Origin of the sequence: Bacillus sp. FJAT-27986, assembly GCF_001685035.1 — a bacterium.
Taxonomy (GTDB): Bacteria; Bacillota; Bacilli; order Bacillales; family Pradoshiaceae; genus Pradoshia.
Genome location: NZ_MAYV01000001.1, coordinates 685,392 through 710,106, shown reverse-complemented (window position 1 = coordinate 710,106; position 24,715 = coordinate 685,392). Strand labels below are relative to the sequence as shown.

At 36.5% G+C, this 24,715-nt stretch carries 23 protein-coding genes and 1 other annotated feature; of the genes, 16 read left to right on the top strand and 7 right to left on the bottom strand.

Translation table 11 applies throughout. From position 1 onward, the window contains the following. The first annotated feature begins 4 nt into the window (after window positions 1–4). From fabF to A8L44_RS03335, 3 genes are all read left to right on the top strand, one after another. Entirely contained in the window at window positions 5–1,246 is a 1,242-nt protein-coding gene (fabF, locus tag A8L44_RS03345; RefSeq protein ID WP_066101476.1) for a beta-ketoacyl-ACP synthase II, read from the top strand. A 121-nt stretch (window positions 1,247–1,367) separates the two neighbouring features. Next, entirely contained in the window at window positions 1,368–2,138 is a 771-nt protein-coding gene (locus tag A8L44_RS03340; protein WP_066101474.1) for a DUF2268 domain-containing protein, read from the top strand. 105 nt (window positions 2,139–2,243) lie between these two features. Beyond that, on the top strand, window positions 2,244–3,005 hold the full coding sequence (locus tag A8L44_RS03335) for a YjbA family protein (protein WP_066101471.1): 762 nt from the start codon (window positions 2,244–2,246) through the stop codon (window positions 3,003–3,005). Window positions 3,006–3,472: 467 nt separating this feature from the next. On the opposite strand, the gene trpS is transcribed toward A8L44_RS03335, so the two are convergent. Beyond that, window positions 3,473–4,462 (bottom strand): tryptophan--tRNA ligase, encoded by a 990-nt coding sequence (gene trpS / locus A8L44_RS03330; protein ID WP_066101468.1) that lies wholly within the window; start codon window positions 4,460–4,462, stop codon window positions 3,473–3,475. A gap of 46 nt (window positions 4,463–4,508) precedes the next feature. Further along, window positions 4,509–4,747: a binding site (T-box leader), on the bottom strand. A 47-nt stretch (window positions 4,748–4,794) separates the two neighbouring features. Continuing rightward, window positions 4,795–5,175: a DUF3899 domain-containing protein gene (locus tag A8L44_RS19420; protein WP_077247957.1), complete on the bottom strand. Its 381-nt coding sequence runs from the start codon at window positions 5,173–5,175 to the stop codon at window positions 4,795–4,797. A 359-nt stretch (window positions 5,176–5,534) separates the two neighbouring features. Here A8L44_RS19420 and A8L44_RS03320 point away from each other — a divergent pair, with 359 nt between their 5' ends. From A8L44_RS03320 to A8L44_RS03295, 6 genes are all read left to right on the top strand, one after another. Beyond that, entirely contained in the window at window positions 5,535–7,190 is a 1,656-nt protein-coding gene (locus A8L44_RS03320) for a peptide ABC transporter substrate-binding protein (RefSeq protein ID WP_066101466.1), read from the top strand. Window positions 7,191–7,315: 125 nt separating this feature from the next. Further along, window positions 7,316–8,245: an oligopeptide ABC transporter permease gene (gene opp3b, locus A8L44_RS03315; protein ID WP_066101463.1), complete on the top strand. Its 930-nt coding sequence runs from the start codon at window positions 7,316–7,318 to the stop codon at window positions 8,243–8,245. After that, complete coding sequence (gene opp3C / locus A8L44_RS03310; protein WP_066101462.1) at window positions 8,245–9,273, top strand: oligopeptide ABC transporter permease; 1,029 nt, start codon at window positions 8,245–8,247, stop codon at window positions 9,271–9,273. Before opp3b ends, opp3C begins: the two co-directional genes overlap by 1 nt. 18 nt (window positions 9,274–9,291) lie before the next feature. Further along, window positions 9,292–10,362: an ABC transporter ATP-binding protein gene (locus tag A8L44_RS03305; protein WP_066101460.1), complete on the top strand. Its 1,071-nt coding sequence runs from the start codon at window positions 9,292–9,294 to the stop codon at window positions 10,360–10,362. Between the two features lies 1 nt (window position 10,363). Further along, the gene (locus A8L44_RS03300) at window positions 10,364–11,311 is read left to right on the top strand and encodes an ABC transporter ATP-binding protein (protein ID WP_066101457.1); all 948 of its coding nucleotides are present in this window, start codon (window positions 10,364–10,366) and stop codon (window positions 11,309–11,311) included. A 183-nt stretch (window positions 11,312–11,494) separates the two neighbouring features. Further along, the gene (locus A8L44_RS03295; RefSeq protein ID WP_375138407.1) at window positions 11,495–12,682 is read left to right on the top strand and encodes a putative glycoside hydrolase; all 1,188 of its coding nucleotides are present in this window, start codon (window positions 11,495–11,497) and stop codon (window positions 12,680–12,682) included. Between the two features lie 253 nt (window positions 12,683–12,935). Here the strand turns inward: A8L44_RS03295 and A8L44_RS03290 are convergent, their stop codons facing one another. After that, a complete protein-coding gene (locus tag A8L44_RS03290; protein ID WP_066101454.1) occupies window positions 12,936–13,124 on the bottom strand; it encodes a hypothetical protein in 189 nt (62 codons plus the stop codon). Between the two features lie 293 nt (window positions 13,125–13,417). On the opposite strand from A8L44_RS03290, the gene A8L44_RS03285 reads away from it, so the two are divergent. The 7 genes from A8L44_RS03285 to A8L44_RS03255 all read left to right on the top strand — a co-directional run bounded on the left by A8L44_RS03285 (window position 13,418) and on the right by A8L44_RS03255 (window position 21,139). Then, window positions 13,418–13,999, top strand: a complete 582-nt coding sequence (locus A8L44_RS03285) for an acetyltransferase (protein WP_066101450.1) — start codon at window positions 13,418–13,420, stop codon at window positions 13,997–13,999. Between the two features lie 355 nt (window positions 14,000–14,354). After that, a complete protein-coding gene (gene spxA / locus A8L44_RS03280) occupies window positions 14,355–14,750 on the top strand; it encodes a transcriptional regulator SpxA (protein ID WP_066101447.1) in 396 nt (131 codons plus the stop codon). 259 nt (window positions 14,751–15,009) lie between these two features. Then, the gene (gene mecA / locus A8L44_RS03275) at window positions 15,010–15,669 is read left to right on the top strand and encodes an adaptor protein MecA (RefSeq protein WP_066101444.1); all 660 of its coding nucleotides are present in this window, start codon (window positions 15,010–15,012) and stop codon (window positions 15,667–15,669) included. Window positions 15,670–15,862: 193 nt separating this feature from the next. Continuing rightward, the gene (gene cls, locus A8L44_RS03270; protein ID WP_066101441.1) at window positions 15,863–17,380 is read left to right on the top strand and encodes a cardiolipin synthase; all 1,518 of its coding nucleotides are present in this window, start codon (window positions 15,863–15,865) and stop codon (window positions 17,378–17,380) included. Window positions 17,381–17,502: 122 nt separating this feature from the next. After that, on the top strand, window positions 17,503–18,648 hold the full coding sequence (locus A8L44_RS03265) for a competence protein CoiA (RefSeq protein ID WP_066101438.1): 1,146 nt from the start codon (window positions 17,503–17,505) through the stop codon (window positions 18,646–18,648). 50 nt (window positions 18,649–18,698) lie between these two features. Further along, entirely contained in the window at window positions 18,699–20,510 is a 1,812-nt protein-coding gene (pepF, locus tag A8L44_RS03260) for an oligoendopeptidase F (protein ID WP_066101435.1), read from the top strand. A 146-nt stretch (window positions 20,511–20,656) separates the two neighbouring features. Next, window positions 20,657–21,139, top strand: coding sequence for a GyrI-like domain-containing protein (locus tag A8L44_RS03255; protein WP_066101433.1), 483 nt, complete (start codon window positions 20,657–20,659; stop codon window positions 21,137–21,139). Window positions 21,140–21,726: 587 nt separating this feature from the next. Here the strand turns inward: A8L44_RS03255 and A8L44_RS03250 are convergent. The 4 genes from A8L44_RS03250 to A8L44_RS03235 all read right to left on the bottom strand — a co-directional run bounded on the left by A8L44_RS03250 (window position 21,727) and on the right by A8L44_RS03235 (window position 24,495). Next, window positions 21,727–22,608: a ClpXP adapter SpxH family protein gene (locus A8L44_RS03250; RefSeq protein ID WP_066101430.1), complete on the bottom strand. Its 882-nt coding sequence runs from the start codon at window positions 22,606–22,608 to the stop codon at window positions 21,727–21,729. Next, window positions 22,601–23,005 (bottom strand): globin domain-containing protein, encoded by a 405-nt coding sequence (locus A8L44_RS03245; RefSeq protein ID WP_066101427.1) that lies wholly within the window; start codon window positions 23,003–23,005, stop codon window positions 22,601–22,603. Before A8L44_RS03245 ends, A8L44_RS03250 begins: the two co-directional genes overlap by 8 nt. Window positions 23,006–23,221: 216 nt before the next feature. Next, complete coding sequence (locus A8L44_RS03240) at window positions 23,222–23,893, bottom strand: lytic transglycosylase domain-containing protein (protein WP_066101424.1); 672 nt, start codon at window positions 23,891–23,893, stop codon at window positions 23,222–23,224. A 5-nt stretch (window positions 23,894–23,898) separates the two neighbouring features. Then, window positions 23,899–24,495: a CYTH domain-containing protein gene (locus tag A8L44_RS03235; protein WP_066101421.1), complete on the bottom strand. Its 597-nt coding sequence runs from the start codon at window positions 24,493–24,495 to the stop codon at window positions 23,899–23,901. Between the last annotated feature and the right edge of the window lie 220 nt (window positions 24,496–24,715).

Here is a 24,715-nt window from a genome sequence, read left to right as displayed (position 1 = left end):
TGTAATGGAGAGTAAACGTGTAGTTGTGACAGGTATGGGGACCATATCACCTTTAGGCAATACTATCCGGGAGAACTGGGAAAACTTAGTGGCCGGAGTTTCAGGAATCGGGCCATTAACCAGAGTTAATGCGGATGAGTACCCTGCTAAGACAGCGGGGGAAGTAAAAAACTTTGAGATAACAGATATTATTGATCGGAAAGAAGCTAGAAAAATGGACCGGTTCACCCATTATGCGATTGCAGCATCAAAAATGGCAGTTGAGGATGCTAAATTGGAGATTACTCCTGAGAACGCAAATCGTGTTGGTGTATGGATTGGTTCCGGAATTGGCGGCATGGAGACATTCGAACAGCAATATGAAACATTTCAAAAAAGAGGCTATCGTAGGGTCAGTCCATTTTTTGTGCCGATGCTTATTCCGGACATGGCTGCAGGGCAAGTATCCATACTTCTCGGAGCTAAAGGGGTAAATTCCTGTACGGTGACAGCATGTGCTACAGGAACGAATTCAATCGGAGATGCGTTTAAAGTTATCCAGCGCGGTGATGCGGATGTGATGATTACAGGAGGTGCGGAAGCCCCTATCACGAAAATGTCTGTAGCTGGTTTCTGTGCGAATACTGCTTTATCCTCTAACCCAGATCCTAAAACATCAAGCCGTCCATTTGATAAAAATCGAGATGGATTTGTTATTGGAGAAGGTTCAGGCATTCTCGTACTCGAGGAATTATCACATGCAATTGCGAGAAATGCGCCGATATATGCTGAAATTGTCGGATATGGATCAACAGGGGATGCCCATCATATAACCGCTCCAGCCCCTGAAGGAGAAGGTGGCGCAAGAGCGATGAAAATGGCTATTGATGATGCAGGTCTTGATCCGGAACAGATTGATTATATTAATGCTCATGGAACAAGCACAGAATACAATGATTCCTATGAAACGATGGCCATTAAAACAGTCTTTGGTGATCACGCTTATAAACTGGCAGTAAGTTCAACAAAATCGATGACCGGTCATTTATTGGGAGCAGCAGGTGGCGTTGAAGCAGTCTATACGGTTTTGGCAATCAAGAATGGTATCATTCCACCGACTATTAATCTTGAAACACCGGATCCCGTGTGTGATCTTGATTATGTCCCGGTTGAAGCAAGAAAACGCCAAGTTGACTGTGCGATGAGTAATTCACTTGGATTTGGCGGCCACAATGCCACAATCGTTTTTAAAAAATATAACGGATAGAAAACTTCAAGCGGCCTCTCTTTTTGGTTCATCTACCAAAAAGGGAGGCTATTTTGATTCCCATAGGATATATCCTTTCATATAATGCTCTATTCAAATATAAACAGGATAGGTGAATGGGATGGGAGTTATCAGAACGGATAAATGGTTGGAGGAGTCCTTTAATGATCGGTTAAAAATAGAAGAGAATATTTTAGACACAGTAAATATGCGAGAACATGTTCTAATTGAAGTTTTAAATAGAATTGGCCTATACCAGCCCAACCTAAAAACAAACAAGACATATCAAAATATGAAGGAACGGAAGGTGTGGCATAGAATCGCACTTTATCATAAAAAATATAAAAAAGCATGGGATGGTCCGGATATTCCTATTTTCCTATTTCCGATGGCAAGTGAAGTGTTCAGCTTATTTCGCTCTCCCAATAAACATAAATCAGGGATTGCTTTCATTGATAAATTGTTTTTATTTATATCGGAGAAGGTGAAGGATAAAGAACTGGAAGCTCTATTTGTCCATGAATATCATCATACAACGAGATTGGAATCCCTGGGGGGGCAGGTTAAGCATAGATTGGCAGACTCTATTATTATGGAGGGTCTTGCAGAATTTGCGGTATCAGAATATTGCGGTGAATCGTATTTGGCGCCTTGGATAACCAATTATCAAACGAAGGAAATCGAAGAACTGATTACAGAAAAATTCAAACCGAACTTTGATATGAAGCGATCTGATCCCCTTCATGATAAGTTGTTATTTGGGCATGGTACAATGCCAAAAATGGCCGGATATGCGGCAGGTTACAAACTTGTAAAGGATTATGCAGATCTTCATTCCATGAAGACTAGGGATATGATTGGTCTTTCTACTGATAAAATAATCAATGGATAATTCACTATGCAAAGAAAATCAATTTGCCACTCATACAAGGAATATTTTACAGGAAACTTGCCTATAATGATTGACAAATAGGATAGAAGTGAGGGATATTCGGGAATGTTGTATCTCCATGATGTTTGGGTAAATTGGTTTGAAGGTGAAGAAAACAGTTATAACATTTGCAGCTTTCACGAGTGGAGGAAAGAGGATACGGTTGAGTTACTTGACCAGGTTCCGCTTTTGAAGTTGGAGCCGGTTCTTTTTCACTACATTGAAAATGATTTATTGGAATTGCCTTCAAGTCTTCTACAGGATGTTTATAAGAAGGCGTATATTCGGAAGAATCATGAAAGACTTCCGATGGATTATTGTTTTGTTGCTACAGATGGGACAGGCATCATTGCTATTGATACGATAGGATACACCATACCAATCCGAAAGAGTAGATTAATTCCAAGGCAGGAGCAATTGGCTTATGATATGGTACGTAATGTGGATGCGCATCAGTATGACTATCAGTCAATGATTACAGATTATCAGAAGAAAGAGTATCATATCCTTTCCCCATCTCCTGATTTTATGCTGGGGTTAACACGCAAGGAACGTCAATTAAAGCAATTATTGTTCATGGTACTTGATCAATTAAAAAGTTCAAGCAATACAGCTGAAATTCGTTATTGGTATACAGAATGGGCGCCTGAACAATATTCCACAGTTTTAAAAATGGATTTTGATGAAATATGGCACAAGCTATACTCGGAAATGAAGATAGGCTGGTCAGAAAAACACGCCATGTTATGTGAACGTTTAATAAAAGGCCAACCATTTTTCGAAAAGCTCTGGGAAATAGAAGTAGGAGATCGACCATCCATGCTGTAATGGATGGTTTTTTTATATAAAAAGCTGAGGCGACTGCCCAGGAGCGAAGAGCATAAGACGAATACTCGGAGGGAGGTGCTTTTCCCTCCCGCAGAGTATTTGCTTATGACTCAAGCTCCTAGGAGCCGAAGCTAGATTAAGTAAAAAGCTGAGGCGACTGTTCAGCTCCGACAAGCATAAGAGGAGGCACGTAGGGAGGCGCTCTTTCCTCCCGTAGTGGCTACACTTATGACCTCGAGGAGCTAGGAGCCGAAGCTAGATTGAATAAAAGCTGAAACTAACTTAAGGAACGAAGACTAAAAGCGCCACATCGTGTGACAACGTCTTTGTGACCAACATCCTGTTGGCCTCCGCAGAGTATTTGCTTATGACTCGAGTTCCTAGGCCCTGAAGTCGAATATAATAAAAAAGTGCTGAAGCTAGATTCAATACAAATCTAGCTTCAGCACTTTAATTTAGAACAATCTTTATCTTCTTTTACGACCTAAACCAATTGCGTTTTTCATTTTTCGTAATGTTTTATTAGCAGCTTTATTTGCCTCGAGAGCTCCTTTGTCGAGGATTTCATCCAATTCAGGGGAATTCAGTAATTCCTGATGACGTTCCTGAATAGGTCGTAGTGTTTCAACCACTACATTGGCAACCTCTGCTTTAAAATCTCCATATCCCTTACCTACAAAGCGTTTTTCAATGGATTCTATGCTTTCACCGCTTAGTGCAGAGTGAATGGATAGAAGGTTTGAAATACCTGGTTTATTTTCCTTGTCGAATTTCACGATTCCTTCTGAATCCGTAACCGCACTCTTGATTTTCTTCTCAACCTGCTTTAGATCATCTAATAAAGAAATAGTTGATTTTTTATTTGGATCGGATTTGCTCATTTTTTTGGTTGGCTCCTGTAAAGCCATGATTCGCGCCCCTGAAGCAGGTAGTTGGATATCAGGGATTGTAAAGACATCTCCATATTTTTTATTGAAGCGTTCAGCAATATCACGTGTCAATTCAACATGCTGTTTTTGATCATCGCCTACTGGAACAATGTTGGTTTGATATAAAAGGATATCAGCAGCCATCAATGGAGGATAAGTCAGAAGACCGGCTGAAACAGATACCTGTGATTTAGATTTATCTTTATATTGAGTCATTCGCTCAAGTTCACCAATAGAAGTATTACATTGCATAATCCATCCGGCTTCTGTATGAGCGGGAACCTCAGATTGGATAAAAATTGTCGCTTTCTCAGGATCAATCCCAACAGCCAGATAAAGGGCTGCAAGATTTCGAATGTTCTTTCTTAGTTCGAGGCGATCCTGCGGAACCGTAATCGCATGGTGATCAACTATGCAAAAGTAACAATGGGAATCATTTTGCAATTCTACGAACTGCCGTAATGCTCCTATATAATTACCAAGGGTCACCAGACCGGTTGGCTGAATGCCAGAAAAAATAATACTCATTTTCATTCTCCTTTCAATATAAAAAATCCCATTCGTCTCCACTATTAAAAGGGACGAATGGGATTCGCGGTACCACCCTAATTGTTTACGTTCTATACATAAACCACTCAGGAATATCCAAAAAGATATTCTTGCCCAGTAACGCGGGCAAACGTCCTGTCATACTGTCATTTTTCCTACAGGAGGCTTAAAAGTCCATTCAGGTATACGGGCTGTTTGTTCGCAGCAACCACAAACTCTCTGAAAACCTTGTACTACCTTACTACTCTTTGTCATAGCCTATAATAAATATTAAGTAATGATATTCTACTTAAACCTGATTAGAAAAGCAACTATCCAAAGAAAATAATTGAGCAAATAAAGGTAATGACACATGAAAAGATACCTGCATAAAGTAAAGGGCTAGTCCAGGAAAAGGTAAGTACCTCCATATTCGGGCCTTTATCTTTAGAATCGCCTTCTAGTTCAGATATATATTCTTCTTTTTTTGAATTGATTTTCCAGAATTTTTTAAACGAGTAGGAAAAGAAAGAAAAGAAACCTCCTCCTATTACATATAGGAGAGCGCCGGCACAAACATAAAAGAGGCCTATCATAAAATAGCTATCAATCAATGAAAGCAGAAAGGGACTTTTTATATTAATTGAATAGATAATTGAAATTAGAAGGCTGATACCGTTTAATAAAAGAAATTTTTTTTGTGAAGACTTCATGGGTTTCCTCCGAATATAAGTTGTTTTATAAAGTGTATTTAAATTTTATACCAATAATTTAAAAATTAAAAGTTGCAAGTTTATTTATAAAATTTTATTATATTCATAACGTTTCATTTTAATTAAATATGCTTTTCTGGTTGGAATTATCTGAAAAATATAATTTTTTTGTTTTTATAGGATATTTTACCCAGACATTGGTGTATCAAGGTTTGTTGTTAATTCTTGTATTCGAAATGACATATGTTCGTAAACAAAATGTAAAAAAATGATTGCAAAAAATTCTGAAACGTTTTATGATTGGTTACGAAATCTTCTGAAAATTAGAAGAGTAAAAAATAGGGAGGTCATTTACTAGTATGAAAGCAAAAAAAATCTCATTATTTCTTGTAATGATTCTTGCTTTGAGCACTTTCCTTGCAGCTTGTTCCGGCGGAGACGAAGAGACAGGTAGCAATGATAAAGGTGAAGGCAAGAAAGACGTTGAACAAGTACTTAACTTAGTGGAAACTTCTGAAATTCCGTCTATGGACACTGTAATGGCTACTGACTCTGTTTCTTTCAACGTTATGAACAATACGATGGAAGGTCTTTACCGTTTAGGTGAGGGAGATAAAGTTGTTGCAGGTGTTGCTGAGGGAGATCCAACAGTAAGTGAAGATGGAAAAACTTTCACTATCAAACTGCGCCAAGATGCTAAATGGTCAAATGGTGATCCTGTAACAGCTCACGATTTCATTTATGCTTGGCAAAAAGCTGTAAATCCTGATACTGCTGCTGAATATGCATACATGATGTATGTAATTGAAAATGCTGAAGAAATCAACACTGGTAAAAAGAAAGTGGAAGAGTTAGGTGCTAAAGCGCTTGATGATTACACTCTTGAAATTAAACTAACAAATGCTATCCCTTATTTCCAATCTCTACTTTCTTTCGGAACATTCATGCCACAAAATCAAAAATTTGTTGAAGAACAAGGCGAAAAATTTGGTCTTGAAGCAGATACAACACTTTATAATGGACCATTCACGATGTCTGAGTGGAAACATGAAGAAAGTTTCACACTTTCTAAAAATGATCAATACTGGGATAAAGATACTGTAAAGCTCGAAACAATCAATTTTAAAATCGTAAAAGATACTAACACAGCCGTAAACTTATATGAAACAGGTAAAATTGATCGTGTAGGATTGACTGCTGAAAACGTTGATAACTACAAAGATAGCGAAGAATTCGGTACGGAAAAAGATACTTCTGTATACTTCCTTCGTTATAACCAAAAGAACAAAGCATTAGCAAATGTTAATATCCGTAAAGCAATTGATATGGCTTATGACAAAGATGCTTTTGTAAAAACAATCTTAAATAATGGATCTGTACCTGCATACTACTTGGTACCAAGTGATTTTGTTAAAGGTCCGGACGGAAAAGATTTCCGTGAAGCTAACGGAGATATGAACGTTACAAATAAAGATGAAGCTAAAAAGCTTTGGGAACAAGGCTTGAAAGAAATCGGCGAATCCAAAGTTGAGCTCGAATTGCTGAATTATGATGGTGACTCTGCTAAGAAAACTGGTGAGTATATCAAAGAACAGCTTGAAACTACTCTTCCAGGACTTACAGTTGGCCTTAAGCAACAACCATTCAAGCAAAAACTTGAATTAGAATCTAAAGGTGATTATGACTTCTCTTATGCTGGTTGGGGTCCAGATTATCAAGATCCTATGACTTTCATCGATATGTTCGTAACTGATGGAGCTCATAACCAAATGGGATACTCAAATCCTGAGTATGACAAATTGGTCGAAGAAGCTGGATCTACATTATTAAGTGATTTGCCAGCACGTTGGGAAGCTCTTCAAAAAGCAGAAAAAATCCTAATTGAAGAAGATGCGGCCATCAGCCCACTTTATCAACGCGGACTTTCATTCCTATCGAAGGATAAAGTTAAAAATCTATACAACCACGCCTTTGGCGGAGATTACAGTTACAAGTGGGTATCAATCGAGGAATAATAGCTCGTGTGCCTGAATGGGAGAGTGCATGCCTGAAATGGCCATGTGCTCTCCTTTTCCCTAGTTATAGGAGAAAATTCAGAATAGAAAAACAATTGCCAAAAACTGAAAAAGGGGGGCTAATAATGCTGCGATATACATTACAACGGATATTCTATATGATTATTACTTTATTTGTTATTACAACTGCTACCTTTTTCTTGATGAAAATGCTGCCGGGATCTCCGCTGAAAAATCAGGAAAAGCTTACTGCTGAACAAAAAGAGATTATTTATGAAAAATATGGACTGAATGACCCAGTGCCGAAGCAGTATGTCACTTATATGACAAATTTAGTTAAAGGGGACTTAGGTACTTCTTTCCAATATGACAACAGACCGGTTACAGAATTAATTGCTACACGGATTCCAAATTCTGCCCATCTGGGTTTTCAAGCTTTGCTGTTTGGAACGATTGTTGGCCTAATGTTAGGAATAGCTGCTGCACTGCGTCATAATACATGGATAGATTATGGTGCCACTGTTATTGCTGTCCTGGGTGTTTCGATCCCATCCTTCGTTTTTGCAGGATTTTTACAGTATTTCTTAGCCGTTGAAAATCAAATCTTCCCGGTTGCTTTCTGGGATGGATTCGAATATACGATTTTGCCAACACTGGCGCTTTCCGCTGGGGTTATAGCAAGCATCGCTCGTTTTATGAGGTCTGAAATGCTAGAAGTTATGGGATCGGATTATATTACTCTTGCAAAAGCAAAGGGTTTATCTGGTGTAGCTGTAGTATTTAAGCATGGTATAAGAAATGCATTGATTCCAATTATTACGATTCTTGGACCAATGGCTGTCAATATTATGACTGGAACACTAATAATTGAACGAATCTTTGCTATTCCTGGATTAGGGGAACAATTTGTTAACTCTATTAATATGAATGATTATCCAACCATTATGGGTACTACGATTTTTTATAGTGCACTATTTATTCTTGTAATCTTCTTGGTGGACATCATGTATGGAATTGTTGATCCTCGTATCCGCCTTGCTGGGGGGAAAAAATAATGGAAAATAATCTAAAGACAGAAAACCTTTCTCCAGAATTATTTAAGGTTGTAGGGCAAGAATCTCATGAAGCAGAGAAAATCGTTCGCCCCAGCCTAACATTTTGGCAGGATGCATGGAGACATTTACTTAAAAATAAAGGTGCAATTTTTGGACTTGTCATGGTTGTGATCTTCGGTCTTTTAGCAATCTTTGCACCAATGACGTCTGGTTACACATATAAGCAACAGGACATAGCAAATTCTAAATTGCCGCCTCGTGTTCAGGGGTTGGAAAATATCAGCTGGCTTCCATTTGATGGTACAGATAAAAATGGTGTGAATGTCTATGAAAAAAATGGTATTGAAGACAGATATCACTGGTTTGGTACAGATGATTTAGGGCGTGACCAATGGACAAGGGTTTGGTACGGCGCAAGGATTTCCTTGTATATCGCTATATTGGCAGCCGTAATTGAGTTTTTCATTGGTGTAACCTATGGAGGGATATCCGGTTTCTTTGGAGGCAGAATTGACGCTGTCATGCAGCGTATTATTGAAGTGCTCGTCGGTATTCCATATCTAATTGTTGTTATTTTAATGATCCTAATTTTCGAAAAACCTGGGGTAATTTCGATTACACTCGCCATGGTTATAACCGGTTGGATAGGAATGGCTCGGATGGTTAGGGGGCAATTCCTGAAATTAAGAGATCAGGAGTATGTTTTGGCTTCGAAAACGCTAGGTGCTTCAAATAGAAGCTTAATATTCAAGCATTTACTACCAAATGTATTAGGACCCATTATTGTTACATCGATGTTTACAATTCCGGGAGCCATATTCACCGAGGCATTCCTAAGCTTTATTGGTCTGGGAATTGCTGCACCTGAAGCTTCTTTGGGTTCTTTAGTAAATGACGGTTTTAGATATATAAAATCATATCCATATTTATTGATCATTCCATCCTTAGCTATCAGTATACTAATCTTAAGCTTTAACTTATTGGCTGATGGTCTCCGTGATGCGCTTGATCCAAAAATGCGAAAATAATAGGGAAGGAGAATTATAATGGAGAAATTACTTGAAGTAAAAAATTTGCATGTCTCCTTCGATACCTATGGTGGTGAGGTTAAAGCTGTACGTGGAGTTAGTTTTGACTTGTTCAAAGGAGAAACATTGGCAATTGTTGGAGAATCCGGTTCCGGAAAATCCGTTACAACAAAGGCATTAATGAGATTAATTCCGAATCCTCCAGGACGTATAAAAGAGGGACAAATACTTTTTGGAGAAAATCGTGACCTTGTTAAAATGACTGAAAGAGAAATGCAACGAATTCGCGGTAAAGAAATGTCAATGATATTCCAGGATCCGATGACTTCTTTAAACCCAACCATGAAAGTCGGTAAGCAAATTATGGAAGGGTTAATCAAGCATCAAAATTTAAGCAAAGCAGCTGCCCGTGAGCGAGCTATCGAGCTTTTAAGATTAGTAGGGATTGCCCAGCCTGAAATTCGTATGAACCAATATCCTCACCAATTCTCAGGCGGAATGAGACAGCGTGTAGTTGTAGCGATTGCTCTTTCATGCAATCCAAAAGTGCTGATTGCAGACGAACCAACAACAGCCTTGGATGTTACCATTCAGGCCCAAATACTAGAATTAATGAAGGATTTACAAAATAAAATTGATACATCCATTATCTTTATTACACATGATTTAGGAGTTGTTGCGAACGTAGCTGATCGTGTAGCGGTTATGTACGGAGGACAAATTGTTGAGACTGGAACGGTAGATGAAATTTTCTATGATCCGCGCCATCCGTATACATGGGGGCTATTATCCTCAATGCCTAGCCTAGATAATAGTGGGGATGTTGAGCTTACAGCGATTCCTGGTACTCCTCCGGATTTGATTCATCCACCGAAGGGGTGTCCATTTGCACCAAGGAATCCCTATGCTTTAGCAATTGATTATGAAAAGGAACCGCCTATGTTCCAGATTTCAGATACTCATTTTGCAAAAACTTGGCTCCTACATCCTGATGCACCAAAAGTAAATCCACCGGAGCTAGTCCAACAGCGTATTCGCCATATGGCCTCCAATTTTGAAAAACCTGTACAAGTAGGAGGGGTTAACTAATATGGCTACAAAAGAAAAAATTATCGAAGTCAAAGGACTTAAACAATATTTTAATGTTGGTAAACCGAATATGGTTAAAGCGGTGGACGATGTATCTTTTGAAATCTATAAAGGTGAAACATTCGGTCTGGTGGGAGAATCTGGATGTGGCAAATCTACAACAGGGCGATCCATTATCCGTTTATATGATTTGAGTGGCGGAGAAGTCATTTTTAAAGGGAAAGAAGTCCATGGCAGAAAATCAGGTAAGGATCTAAAGCAATTTAACCGAGGTATGCAAATGATCTTTCAGGATCCTTACGCTTCATTAAATCCTCGTATGACTGTGGGCGATATTATTGCTGAAGGCATTGATATACACGGATTAGCGAAAAATAAGGAAGAACGTATGAAACGCGTATACGATCTTCTTGAAACGGTTGGACTTAACCGTGAGCATGCGAGTCGTTATCCGCATGAATTCTCTGGTGGTCAGCGTCAAAGGATTGGGATTGCCCGTGCACTCGCAGTGGATCCTGAATTTATTATTGCCGATGAGCCAATCTCAGCGCTTGATGTTTCCATTCAGGCACAGGTTGTTAACCTTCTGAAAAAGCTTCAAAAAGAAAAAGGGTTAACATATTTGTTCATCGCGCATGACTTGTCAATGGTGAAATACATCAGTGACCGTATTGGTGTTATGTATTATGGTAAATTGGTAGAAGTTGCAGACAGTGAAGATCTATATAAAAACCCAATGCATCCATATACACAATCTCTACTTTCTGCGATTCCTCTGCCGGATCCGGAAAGTGAACGCACGCGTAGAAGAAAACCGTATAATCCGGACGTTCATGGTTATGATGAAAATGAACAACTAGAAATGCGTGAGATTGCACCAGGACATCATGTATTGTGTTCATTAAATGAATTTGAGCAATATAAAAAAACATATATCAAAAAAAATTAGTATGAACCGTTTGTGGTTCACGAGTCTTATTTGGAATATGTAGCAAAAAGGTTATCCTTCTGTGGATAGCCTTTTTGATGTATTTTTGGAAAAAGAGGGAAGTGAGATGTTTTTTCATATTTATAGGAGGTATAATAATAGTGACATGAAGGAGTGATGTGGGGGATGAAATTGGTTAAAAAAATGGCAGTGTTAATGTCAATCCTAATGATAGGGACACTGTTTACAGAGGTATCATATGCTGCTACAGAGGCTGAAAAAGAGTTTTTACTACATAGTGGACAGAGTATTGTTCTAGAAAACAAGGAACTTCCTGAGGGGATGCAACGATTTATAAAAGAATCGAAATATTCATTTACATATCCTGATGCAGTAAGAGGCATTTATGTGACAGGAAATTCTGCAGGGGGCAGTAAATATAAAGAACTGGCAAAATTAGTGGATACAACAGATTTGAATGCGATGGTGATTGATATAAAAGATGACTTCGGTAAATTAACCTATAAACCAGATGCATCTAAGCCATATGCTGAAGCTGGAACAAATCTAATTAAAGATCCAGATAAATTATTAAAGGATATGGAAAAAAGAGAAATCTATCCGATTGCCAGAGTGACGGTTTTTAAGGATAGTTATTTGGCAAATAAAAAACCTGAATGGTCATTTTTAGATGGAAAAGAAGTATGGAAAAATGGCAGAGGAGAATCATTTGTTAACCCATTTGTAAAAGATGTATGGGAATATAACGTTGAGATTGCAAAAGAAGCAGCTGAAATGGGTTTTCAGGAAATTCAATTTGATTATGTTCGCTTTCCCGAAGGATTTGAGAATCGCGATAAAGAATTGAAATACTCAGTGGGTAATTACGGAGATAAAGCTGTAGATAATGTTCAGCATCGAGTAAATGCTGTTACAGACTTTGTAGAGTATGCTAAGAGTGAATTAGAGCCATATGGAGTAAAGGTATCAGTTGATATTTTTGGCTACTCTGCTACTCTTCCAGAAGCGCCTGGGATAGGACAAAACTTCTCTAAGATATCTGAGCATGTTGATGTCATTTCTTCTATGATCTATCCGAGTCATTGGACATCCTATTTTGGAATTGCCAAGCCAGATTTAGAACCATATAAACTTGTAAAAGAATACGCAAAACTAGAGAATAAAAAATTGAGCAGTTTAGAGAGTCCGCCAATCTCCAGGCCTTGGATTCAGGATTTTACGGCACCATGGCTAGGTAAAGGAAATTATAAGCAATACGGAAAAAAAGAAGTAGAAGATCAAATTAGAGCGTTAAAAGAAGAAGGAATCAATGAGTATTTATTATGGAACTCAGGAAACCGTTATACCTCCGGAGTAGACTATAAACAATAATAAAATCATATAAGCTGAAACAAAGGATTGGCTAAAAAAAGCCAATCCTTTTCTTTAGCTTATTTCATACTCCAATCGGGTGAGAATTTTTATTAGTAATGTATAATTTGGGGAATTTTATCAACAGGTTCTTAAGAAGTAGAATACTGGCTGCATCCGCCATTTATAATAATGTTTAAAGCCAGTGATGATTATGCAGTTTATTTCGCTACGCGAATACAGCTCTGTTAGGAAGGTTAAGAAATTGAAATGGTTATTTGTTTTTCTTGCCGCCAACCTTATTAAATCCGGTTGTTGATCTGTTCGTTTGTATCACAAACTCAGAACGCTTGTGCCTGCCGAAAATCAGATTTCCAATACCATTTGTTAATGGACCCATAAAAGCAGTTAGACCAATAATTAAAAAGGATACCAATATAAAATCAAGGATATATTCGCTCATTCGTTCCTCCTTTTATATTTCGACTGTGTAAATTTCTTTACATTTTTATTGTAATAGATTAAGAAGTGGGAGAAAAGGGAAAAGGTAACTTGGTTGCTAAATTTTATACATTTAATAAAATATATCACCTTAGAAGATAGAAAAAATCATGCGAATAGGCAGGATGCTTGTTCTAAACTATTAATCCATGAGATAGGTAACACCTATCATTTAACAACCTATAAGAATATGTATGAATGTAAAATCAAAATTACTAGATACGAACTAGATAAACAAAGGAGCAGATACATCAGATGAGTTGGTATAAAAGATTGCGTGAATATTTTCCGGAAGAGGAAATGAAATCAGAAGAACATATAAACATGCTGTTAAATCATGGCCAAAAGGACTACTTCCTTGATAATGGGAAAAATCATATTTTATTATATGCAGAGAAAGAGAACTTTATCTTTGTTGATTACTTATATGTGATGGGTAATGCAAGAGGAAATGGTACAGGAAAAAAGGTTTTGGACAAACTGAAATTGAAGGGAAAACCAATCTTTTTAGAAGTAGAGCCGATAAATGAGTCGGAAGAGGATTCAGAGAAAAGATTACGATTTTATAAACGAGAGGGTTTTAAGCATGCGAATACCGTCTCCTATATTAAAAATTCACTCGCTACAAATAAAGATGTAGAATTGGAGATTCTTTATTGGAGTCCGGAAGCAGATAAGCATATGGATCAAGAGGTATTAGATGGAATGAAAGAAATCTATCGTGATTTGCATACTTATAAGGATGAAGAATTATATGGAGGGAAATACCGGCCAACTGAGAAAGCCTTGAAAATAAAAGAAAATAAATCTGATATTTTAGATGAAATAACAAGCTGAAGATTTAACTTCAGCTTGTTTTCTTTTTACCTCAAATGTTTAACGGCTTCGCTCTAGGGTATATAAATAATAGAAATTATTTAAAAAAAGAGACACAGGCCAAATGAAATAGGGCAAAGGAATGGAGTAATATAACAATTATTTCAATAATATGATAGTAAGGTTAATGTTTAGTAAACCCGGAAACATTTTCTAAAAAATCTCTACACATTCCATTATTAATCATGTATAATAATTTTATATGTTCCTTAATTATAATTATTTTAATTTAGATAGTATCATAAGCATTGTGAAATGTTAAATATATAGCTCTAACGGGATAAGGGAACTTAAAGAATAGGGAGAGTGACAGGGAATGGTTACACTTTACACATCACCTAGCTGTACGTCATGTAGAAAAGCAAAAGCTTGGTTAGAAGAACATGATATTCCATATAAAGAACGTAATATTTTTTCTGAATCATTAAGTCTTGATGAAATAAAAGAGATTTTACGTATGACTGAAGATGGTACCGATGAAATCATTTCAACACGCTCGAAAACTTTTCAAAAGTTAAATGTAAATCTTGATAATTTACCTTTACAGGAATTGTTTAATATCATCCAACAGAATCCCGGATTATTAAGAAGACCAATTATCATTGATGAAAAACGTCTGCAAGTTGGTTACAACGAAGATGAAATCAGACGATTTTTACCTCGTAAAGTAAGAACATTTCAACTTCGAGAAGCACAGCGCTTAGTTAATTAATTTTTATATTGTTCATAAACCCCCTTCCTGGACAGCGAAGGGGGTTTTGGTGTATCTTAAATTATTAGACATAATTATTTTATGAAATATAGGCTTTTTGTTTCCCACTATTTACTATTTATCATAAAATATAACTACCACCTGCTTTATAAAAAGAACATCCATGATTAACATTTTTAAAAACAGGGAAAAGATATAACAACCTAGTTTGGGGGTATATCCCTTCAATTACCTCAAACCAGAAGGGAGAGAGTGAATCATGGAAATCGAACGTATTAATGAGAATACTGTAAAATTCTACATTTCATATGGGGATATTGAAAAGCGAGGCTTCGATCGAGAAGAGATCTGGTATAATCGTGATCGAAGTGAGGAACTTTTCTGGGAAATGATGGATGAAGTGCATGAAGAAGAGGATTTTACTGTTGAAGGCCCACTTTGGATTCAAATCCAAGCACTTGAAAAAGGGTTGGAGATTTTAGTTACTCGAGCGCATCTATCCAAGGATGGCCATAAATTCGATTTGCCAATTGATGATCCCGCCAATTCCGTTGATGTGAAGATAGAGTCTATGCTTGAAGAGCATTTTCAAACTAACCAAGCAATAGATGAGCAAATAACAGAGGATGATACATTGGAATTTGTCCTTTCATTTAAAGACTTTGAAGATGTCATTGCATTAAGTAAAACGAACGGAATTCAAGGAGTTGTGACCAAGTTATACTCCTTTGAAAATATATATTATTTGTATGTAGAATTTCCAGATGGAGAGTTTGTGGAAGAAGAGATTGATAATAAGCTATCAATTATACTTGAATATGCTGATGAATCTCCTGTTACAATCCATCGTCTTGAAGAATATGGAAAAGTCATTATACCTAAAGATGTATTCTCGACTGTAAGCCAATACTTTTCTTAATACTCATTAATTGAAAGCTGATTTCCACTTGGAAGTCGGCTTTTTAGTTCTTAAATTGGTCTGGAATCACCACATTGAGGACCCCCTATTTAGAAAGTGTGATTGAAAAACTAATCGAGGGTTTGCGTCATTCAGACCATATTGGGGTATAGATAATGAAAGTTTTCAATGAAAAATGGATAAGGTGAGAATTATGAAGAATTTTATTAATGTTCTTTTATTTATCGCAATTTTAGGGATTGTGGGATTTATATATCAGAAAAATTTCGATGGGGATTATATTCAATATGGAAGTATATTATTTACAATAACTGTTGTTTTTATTGGATTTATTATATTCCTGGAAAATCGTCATCCTGCCCAGACACTAGCATGGTTAATCGTTTTGGGTGCTTTTCCGGTAGTTGGATTCTTGTTTTATTTGTTATTTGGAAGGAATTTTAGAAAAGAAAAGATATTTAAGAAAAAATATTTTTTAGATAAGCAAAAGTATATGGATATTACAGGGGAAAGTGAGAAAAGATTATTAAGATTAGATAATGAGAATCATGATTATAGCCAATTGTTTAATCTAGCTGATCAGATTGCCAACACCCCTATCTCTTTATCTACGGAGACTAAAGTTCTTACAAATGGAAAAGAAACATTTAATTCTATTAAAGAAGCTTTATTGCAAGCAAAACATCACATACATATGGAATATTATATTGTTCGCCATGATACCTTGGGGAATGAAATTAAAGACATACTTATTAATAAAGCGAAAAACGGGGTGAAAGTTAGATTTCTTTATGATGCAGTCGGATCATGGACTCTTTCAGGGGAATATATTAAGGAAATGAGAAAATGGGGGATTGAGGTAGTGGCGTTTGGCCCTGTTAAGCTCCCCTTTTTAAATAATAAATTTAACTTTAGAAACCATCGAAAAATTGTTGTAGTGGACGGAGATATTGGCTTTGTTGGTGGTTTAAATATCGGTAATGAATATTTGGGTAAAGATGAGAACTTTGGATTTTGGCGTGATACCCATTTGAGGTTAAATGGAGAAGGAGTCCGCAGTTTACAATTAATCTTTTTGCAGGATTGGTATTACATGACCAATCACAGTTTCTTAACAGATGAGTATCTTGCTCCTGTAACAACAGATCATGAAAAAGGGCATCATGGGGGAGTACAAATAATTGCAGGTGGGCCTGATAATGAATACAGTACCATTAAAAATATATTCTTTTCTATGATTGTTTCTGCAAAAAAATCAGTTTGGATTGCCTCCCCTTATTTTATCCCAGATGAAGACATATTTTCTGCCTTGAAAATTGCTGCTCTAAGTGGTATTGATGTTCGCTTATTAGTACCTAGTAATCCGGATAAGAGAATTGTCTTCCATGCTTCGAGGTCCTATTATCCTGATTTATTGGAGACAGGAGTTAAAGTCTATGAATATCGTGAGGGTTTCTTGCATTCAAAAATCATCATTGTAGATGGAGAACTTGCATCTATAGGTACCTCAAATATGGATATGAGAAGCTTTCACTTGAACTTTGAAGTCAATGCGTTTCTCTATAAGACCGATAGTGTACAAACATTAGTAAATGATTATCTACATGACTTATTAGTTTCGAATGAGCTGCATATTGAGGTATTTAAAGGTAGACATTTCGGTATGAGAATGATGGAATCATTATTTAGACTACTATCACCGATGCTATGATGAAAAAGCTCCGCCTAGTTGAAAAGTTCAACAGATGGACATATAGAGTTCATTTAGAATGAAGGTTTATTAAATAGATAACGAGAATTTGATAGGTATCCTATAGGAAAAGGAGCCTGTACATGCTGGTTGCAATTAATAAAGAAGATAAACAAATTCATGCCAACCAAATTATAAAGAGACACGAGGAAGAGTATCGCTGTCCTGCTTGCCGGAAACGTGTGATATACCGTTCCGGCCCGCGGACGATTCCCCATTTTGCTCATCAAACAAAGGGGAATTGCCAAGCAGCAACTGAATCTGAAACAGCAGATCATCTATCAGGGAAAAATAATTTATACCGTTGGTTAAGAAGCTGTCAGTTGGATGTTGAACTGGAGAAATATATAGCTATCATAAAGCAAAGACCTGACATTTATGTAAAGAGGAAAAATCAATATTATGCAATCGAATATCAATGTTCATCTATTCATGAAGAGTTATTTTTGAAAAGAACAAAAGGATACTTGGATGCAGATGTTGTGCCTATCTGGATTTTTCACAGCCACTTCATTAAAAGAAACGGAGTTTATCTGTGGAGGCTAAATTCACTCCTTAAATCTGCTCTTAGAAAATCTTCATCACCTTTTCTCCTCTTTCACAACCCCAAGCAAGCAAATTCCATACTGGCATTTGTGAATATTATACCTGTCTCAATAGAACAATGCTTCGGTCAGATGGTATTGTTATCTGAGGGAATGGATCTGGAAAGTATCTTATCTCCACCCAAGCAAGAAATCCCTTATTTAAACGATTGGTTTAAAAAACGTACTCTGCAACTTATGAATGAAATCCGTTTTAAAGGCTTGCAAAGTAAGCTGATTAAAGAATTATATCAGGTTGGGATATCTCCGTTTAAAATCCCTGAATTTGTTGGTGTTCCATTGTTAAGCGGCTGTATGTATGGAATGCCGGCGACTGTCTGGCAAGGATTAATCTATATCGATTTACTGAATTGCTTTAACCTGCATGGAAGAATCAGTGAAGCATGGATTCGGTCAAGATTTTTGGAAAGAATAAAGAAGAAGGATATAATTTTAAATCAATGCCCTTTAATGAGCCAGGATATATTTACCGCATTGAAAGAATATCTGAGATTCCTTGAAAAAATTGATTATTTGGAAAAAATAGATGTAAATCATTATATAATAAGAGAAGACTTCATTTTAGACGATCATTTTGAAGAGATAATCAAATTGAGGTTATTCGATTTTTATGAAGGGAATTAAAGGTATTATGAAGAACTTTATGAAAGAAGCAAATGATTGGAGGGAACTGCATGGCTGCAGATATTAAACAATTACCTGAAAGAAAAGATATACCTGTAGAAGATACTTGGAGACTGGAGGATATCTTCCCAAGCGATGAAGCATGGGAGAAGGAGTTCAAGGGCATTTTGGCTGAATTGCCAAAAGGCGATCAATATAGAGGGAAATTAGATGAGAGTGCTGATACCTTATGGCAGGCTTTGCAATTTCAGGATATGATTACTGAAAGACTTGGACGTTTATATACATATTCTCACATGAGATATGACCAGGATACCGGTAATACATTTTATCAGGGAATGGACGACCGCGCCCGGAATTTATATTCTCAGGCTGCCAGTGCTTTTTCGTATATTTTACCTGAAATCCTTGCAATTAAAGAAGAAACAATTAATCGGTTCATGCAAGAGAAAAAGGAGCTTTCCTTATATGAACAAACTTTAAAAGAGATCAATCTGCAAAGACCCCACGTTCTATCAGCAGAGGCAGAGGCTTTATTGGCTCAGGCATCAGAAGTGATGGGAACTGCATCCAATACTTTTGGCATGTTAAATAATGCCGACCTTCGTTTTCCTACAATTAAAGATGAGAACGGGGAAGAGGTTGAACTGACTCATGGAAGGTACAGCAGATTTTTGGAGAGCAGTGATCGTAGAGTTCGTGAGGAAGCCTTTAAAGCGATGTATAAGACATATGGACAGTACCGAAATACGTTCGCAAGTACATTATCCGGGACAGTGAAGAAAGATAATTTCTATGCAAAGGTACGTCATTATGATTCTGCAAGACATGCAGCTTTAAGCAATAATAATATTCCGGAAACCGTATACGAAAATCTAATCAATTCCATTCACAACAATCTGCATTTACTACACCGTTATGTGAAGCTTCGTAAAAAACTTTTAGGTGTGGATGAATTGCATATGTATGATTTATATACACCTTTAGTGAAAGACGTGAAGATGGATATTTCCTATGATGAGGCTAAAGAATATATTCTAAAAGGGCTTGAGCCTTTAGGTGAGGAATACATCAATGTATTAAAAGAAGGGTTCGAAAACCGTTGGGTAGATGTTCACGAAAATCGCGGTAAACGAAGCGGCGCATACTCCTCAGGTTCATATGGAACTAATCCATATATTCTAATGAACTGGCAGGATAATGTGAATAATCTTTTCACATTAGCTCATGAATTCGGCCATTCTGTACACAGTTTTTACACACGCAAAAATCAGCCATATCCATATGGTAATTATTCGATTTTCGTAGCTGAAGTAGCATCTACTACAAACGAAGCCCTGTTGAATGATTATTTGCTTAAAACAATAGATGATGAGAGCAAGAAAATTTATTTATTAAATCATTATCTTGAAGGTTTTAGAGGAACAGTATTCCGTCAGACGATGTTTGCGGAGTATGAACACATTATTCATAAGATGGCACAGGATGGAGAAGCTCTGACTGCTGAAAGCCTAACACAAAAATATTATGAGCTTAATAAAAAATACTTTGGTGATGATATTGTTATTGATGAGGAGATTGGTTTGGAATGGTCAAGAATCCCTCATTTCTACTACAATTATTATGTATACCAATATGCAACTGGATTCAGTGCAGCAGCAGCGTTAAGTAAACAGATTTTAGAGGAAGGGCAGCCGGCTGTTACGCGCTATATTGAATTCCTAAAAGCAGGCTCAAGTGATTTCCCAATTGAGGTTCTTAAAAAAGCAGGTGTAGACATGACTTCACCGAATCCGGTTGAAGAAGCTTGTAAAGTTTTTGAGGATAAATTAAATGAGCTGGAAGCTCTTTTAGATAAATAAAAATAATTCGAGGATTTTTTAAACCACCCCTTAGAAGTTAGACACCAATTTAACTTTTAAGGGGCGGTTTTTTTAAAATGGAATTAAATGCTGAAATTAAACTTAATGATTCCAGTACTAGTAACTCTAGAGGAGGGAAATAACCCTTGGAGGAAAAAGTTTTACACAATCCAAAAATTGAGGATCTTAGTGAAACTAAATTAGTAGGTTTTCGAGTTTTATGCGATAGCGAACAATATCTAAATGAAATTCCAAAAGCAGCACAACTTCTTAATGAACGTATGAATGAAATTCAACAGGTTACCAATTCATCTGTACAATATGGGGCATTTGTTGTTGATAACTATTCAGAAACTGAAGATGGTTATTGGATATGTGTTCAAGTTAACGAGTACGAGGATATACCGGATGATATGGTTTACTTAACGATTCCGCCTCAAAGATATGCTGTAGGCAAACATAATGGAGCTAATTATAGTATTAGAGATACATATGCAAGATTACACGCTTGGATTGAAAAAAACGGATATGAAAGACAATTAGATAAATGGCATTTAGAGAGGTATCATAGTTGGAATAATAAAGATAATCTAATTATTGAGTTATTGGATACTATTACAGAATCTTAAACTCTAAAAGTAAGTGCAGGCCAATCAAGAGAACTCGCCAATTTTCTGCGAGCTCTCACTTTAATTTATAACTATAACCGGTAGTTTTAGGCCAACTTAAGGCTTTTAGAATCCCTTGAATTTTTTTTGATAACCAAGACTATAGATAAAGATGAAAAAAGAGAGAAACAAAATAGGTGACGATACATAGAGAGGAATGATCCGCATAATCCCAAACAGCTGCAGGGGAATAGAAAATAAAACTAATAGGATTAAACTGCAAATATAAATTTTTTTCATAGAAATCATCCTTTATTACATAAGATAATTTGTACTGATTTCTAAAGAATATGGCAGAGGATAACCAAGTATGCAGTAAAAATGTCAGAAATGTGAATTAATGAACAAAGTGCTTGCATATGTGAAGAGAATTTGTTATATTACTATTGTGAAGTTGATCACTAGCAAACATTTACCCCTTTGTTTGACCGTGAAAAATTTCTCCCATCCCCTTTGTTCGTATGAAGAATAAGACTCTGTCCGATTACAGAGTCTTATTCTTATTTATACGGAAAAATATTCTAGGATAATAATTATAATGACGGTTTTTAATCGTTTTCTGCATATCTCCAATACGTTATGTTGGATGATGGTATCCTCTCAACCGTACGCTTCAAGAGTAATTTTTTCATTTCCCTTTCAACTTCTTGCTTATCCATTCGGTAAATAAATGTAATCTCATGAGTATTAATAATTTGAAAATCCTTAATACAGTCCTCTAAAGAGGGGAGTGATTGTGCTTTAGGCGGAAATCCTAACATCTCCTCAAGTATTTGAACATAAACTTCATAAGGGTAAGCCCCTGTTACCTTTATACCTTCATCTTCCATCTTTTGATTAAAGAAGACCAGGCTAGGCAGGTCAGTGACATCCATTTCTGATGAGATTTTTAAATCACATTGAAAAGCTTTTATGGCACTTTCTGAATTGATATCACGTGAAAACTCATCACAATCTATCTTGGCTTTATGAGCGCAGGCTAACAATGTATGCCAATTCGATACACTTTTTTGATCAAGAAATAAAGCCTCCTGAATTTTCTTAAAAAAACGATATCCAGCCTTCTTTCCTTGCATTTCTGCAGCTTTAATCGCGATAGGGGTGATATATAACGAGCTTTCAGGATTGTTGATCCAGATATTATCATCACAGGAAATACCTGACCTGTTTGCAGCTGAAAGGAATGATGGAAATGGGTGCTTAGCATTTGTATGCTTTCTTTCCACTTTTTTGCTAAACACATACTTTAAAGCAAAGTAATGTCCATATTCTAATTTCAGTCGTTTTATAATTCGTTCCAGCTCAAAGCAAATTGAACAAGTAGGATCTATAAATAAATAGATTTCTAATGGTTTTTCCAACGGTTTAAAATATTGATGGACAGACAGCCAATCCTGCCATTTTGGAATTGAAGAGTCATGCTTATTCATAACTATCACCTTTTTGCTGGATATCGTTTGTATTTATCATATGCTCAGCTGTTAAGGTAAGTCTGCCCAGCAGATACTCTCTTAAAGGAGAATCTAACTGAATACTATCCATAGCATTCTCCATACAGCTCAGCCAGGCTTTTGCACGCATAGGTGTAATTTCAAAAGCAAGATGTCTTGCTCTCAGCATGGGATGACCATGTTCCTTAGTATACAAAGAAGGTCCACCAAGAAACTGAGTAAGAAATTGTTTCTGTTTACGAGCTGTCTCTGTAAGATCATCTGGAAAAATAGGAGCTAGCAGCGGATGCGAACCCACATGATCATAAAATGCATCTATTAATTCAGATAACCGCTCTTTCCCTAATGCATCATATGGAGTTGGATTTTCTGCCATACATTATTCTCCCTCCATGAGTTGATAAGAATAATTTTAACAAGCAAGACTTGAATTATCCAATATACTGCTTTTTTTCCTGATTTTATAAGATTTTGAAGGGTAGATGCTAGCAGAGAAGCTTAGTAGAAGGTTATTGATAGTTCTTCAATTTGCATATATAAGGGGAAATAAAAAACTGTTCATTTTATGAACAGTTTTGCAGGTTTGGTTATTTTATGCGTAATAGGAAGTCATGACTTTATTTACATAGTTTTGCGTTTCTTTAAAAGGCGGTACACCACCGTATTTATCAACATTTCCTGGACCTGCATTATAAGAAGCTAAGGTCAATTCGATATTTCCATTATATTTAGTCATCATGGATTTAAGATACTTGGTTCCACCCATAATATTATCATAGGGGTCCATGATATTGTTTACGCCAAGAGATGAAGCCGTTTTGGGCATTAGCTGCATTAAGCCTGATGCCCCGGCTGAGCTAATGGCATTTGAATTATAGCCGCTTTCCTGCTGTATGACGGATCTGATTAATTTTTCAGGGACGTGATATTTATTGGAAGCTTCTTTTATAATGTCATCGTATTCTGTATTCTGATTCATAATTGCTGTACCAGTAGTTGATTGATTAGTAATTGGGACTGGATTGTACGCAATGGACGGAGAAGACGGAATGCTGCTGTTGATTATAGTAGCCAATGTACCTAATCCCGGATTGGCAGCAAGTGCATTATTCGTAGGATGGCTGACGGATGAAAGAACTTCATTCAGCAGAGCCTGAAATAAATTGGCAGAAGAAGGTGCCTGAGTTACAGAATTACTATCTGTTGGCCTCAGGGATCCGAGAGCTTGAAGCTGAATAATCGTATTGATGTCTCCTACGTTCATTATGTTCACTCCTTAGTAAGGTATAGTATCATTTGATTATAAAAACGTTGAACTTTATTTTCAGTTGGACGAACCGGAATGCCAGATTCTGATAAAAGCAGGTCAAATTCTTTCTTTCCTTGATCAAAGTTGTCCACTTCAAATTCTACCTCATAATCCTCTATTTGGAAATAGGAGCTATTATCTAAAACGAGCAGGCCGCTCTTATAAGGAAGCTCAACCCGTTTCGTTGTCAAGGTACCAAAATAACGAATTTCTTGTGGGTTGATTTTTAGATTTTTAATTCTTTCAGAGATTTTGCTATCAGGGATACCACCATCTTTTATGATTTTATTAGCTGTATCAGGGTCTATATCCCAGTTGGTTTCCAATAAGCCTTTTTGATTTTCAAGAGGCTGTTTAAGGGTCATCTCATAGGATGAATTTTTTTCACGTATACGTAAAGCTGAGGTATATTTTTTTAAGTCAAATGTAACTGTGTCAAAGTAATGATTTTTTTGTACTGTAAAATGTTCTGGCTTTATTTTAAAACGTTGCATGAGGTGGTTAAATTCCTCAAATGTCAGCAAATTTTTGAATTCAATTTCGATTTGTTCGCTCATATGTACATTCCTCCATGATAAACTTATGTATAACTATTATGACTTTTTGAATAGATAACATCAATCTTAGATATCCGTATAATCTTTGTGTTAAAATGGGTTTGAGCAATTTAGGGTAATAATTAGTACTAAATGTATTCATTAGCATGGTTGAATAAAGACGATTAATTCATAAAATACATACTAATACATGATAATGTCTTCGATTCTGAGTTTTCCC